This window comes from Jeotgalibacillus alimentarius, assembly GCF_000829445.1.
GTDB lineage: Bacteria > Bacillota > Bacilli > Bacillales > Jeotgalibacillaceae > Jeotgalibacillus > Jeotgalibacillus alimentarius.
Window position 1 is genome coordinate 1 of sequence record NZ_JXRQ01000032.1, and the last position, 1688, is coordinate 1688.

General features: G+C 44.8%; 1 protein-coding gene. It reads left to right on the forward strand.

The window, feature by feature from the left end:
• Positions 1–69 precede the first annotated feature (69 nt).
• Positions 70–1640, forward strand: a protein-coding gene (locus KP77_RS17925; protein WP_152614770.1) for an IS3 family transposase whose coding sequence is annotated in 2 segments (ribosomal slippage) — positions 70–733 and positions 733–1640 — 1572 coding nt in all. Because the reading frame shifts where the segments join, the coding sequence is not laid out codon by codon here.
• The last annotated feature ends 48 nt before the right edge of the window (positions 1641–1688 follow it).

The window sequence follows — 1688 nt, forward strand, 5'->3', positions numbered from 1 at the left end:
TGATATGCTCCCTTCAAAGTAGACAGAGAAATAATAAAACTTCTCTACTACTATGAAGGGGGCATTTTTGTGTCTAAAAGAACGACTGATTATACAATAGATGAAAAGTTAAAAGCAATATTATCTGTTTTAGATGAGAAGAAGTCAGTGAGTGCGGTCTCAAGGGATTATCAGATTGGGAAAACGACCTTCAAAGATTGGATCCGTAAATACCAATCAGATGGAATCGACGGATTGAAGGAATCGAAGACCTGGAAAGCGTACTCTCAAGAATTGAAACAACAGGCAGTGGACTATTATCTGGCGGGTCAAGGGAGCCTCAGTGAGACTTGTGCTCGTTTCAACATCTCAACCTCCTCTGTTTTACGAAGATGGATAAAACGTTACACTAGTGGAAAAGATTTAAAATCCACTAGTGAGGGGAATAAAAAGATGAGCACAGGACGCAAAACAACACTACAGGAACGGGTAGAGATCGTCCAATACGCAATCGCCCACGACCTTGATTATCATGGGGCTGCGGAGAAATATCAGGTCTCGTATCAACAGGTCTATGGATGGGTACGGAAATATCAAGCTGACGGGGAATCAGCACTTCACGATCGCCGCGGTAAATCCCTATCCTCTAAGCAGAACCTGACAGAAGTAGAGAAACTGAAGCTTCGCATCAAAGAACTGGACCATCGCAACCAATACTTGGAGACGGAGAACGGTCTGTTAAAAAAGCTGAAGGAGATCGAAAGGAGGGCCAGAATGCGCGATTAGGGATTCATCTGCATAAGTTTCAGGCGATCCATGACTATCATGAAGAGACAAAAGCGTCGATCCAACTGCTTTGTCAACTGCTTGAAGTTTCACGGTCCGGTTACTACAAATGGCTGAACCATACGCCGACTGACCAACAGGAAGAAAATGAATGGCTACTCGAGGAGATCAAGAAGATATTCAACAAGCACCAAGGGATTCTGGGCTACCGACGAATCACCATGTTCATCAACCGTCAGTTCAAGAAGCAGTACAATCGCAAACGGATCCGTCGTCTGATGATCAAGCTAGGTCTGAGATCCTTTATCCGCCAGTCGAACGGCTACTGTACGAAGACCAGCTATGTCAACATCGAAGATAACGTCTTGAATCGCGAGTTCACAGCGAACCACCCTAATCAGAAATGGGTGACAGACATCACGCATCTGCATTATGGTCTTGGGAACAAGGCTTATTTGAGTGTGATTAAGGACTTGTACGACGGATCTGTCGTAGCCTATAAGATCGGTCACTTCAACAACAACGCCTTAGTGATGGACACGCTGAAGGTAGCCATGGAAGCAAACCCGGACGCGACTCCCCTGCTCCATAGCGACCGTGGATCACAGTATACATCGAAGGAATACCGCTACATCACGACAGAGGCAGGGATCACGCGCAGTATGTCCCGTGTTGGGAAGTGTATCGACAACGCACCGATAGAGAGTTTTTTCGGTCACTTCAAATGTGAGAAATATGCATTGAAACAGTACAAGAGCTATGAAGAATTAGTCAACGACATCGATCAATATATGCGATTTTACAATGAAGAACGTTATCAAGAGAAATTAAACAACCTGGCACCGATAGAGTATCGGTACCAGGCCGTAGCGTAGTTCTAACCTTTTTTCTTTTTTACTGTCTACTTGACAGGGCGCAGTTCA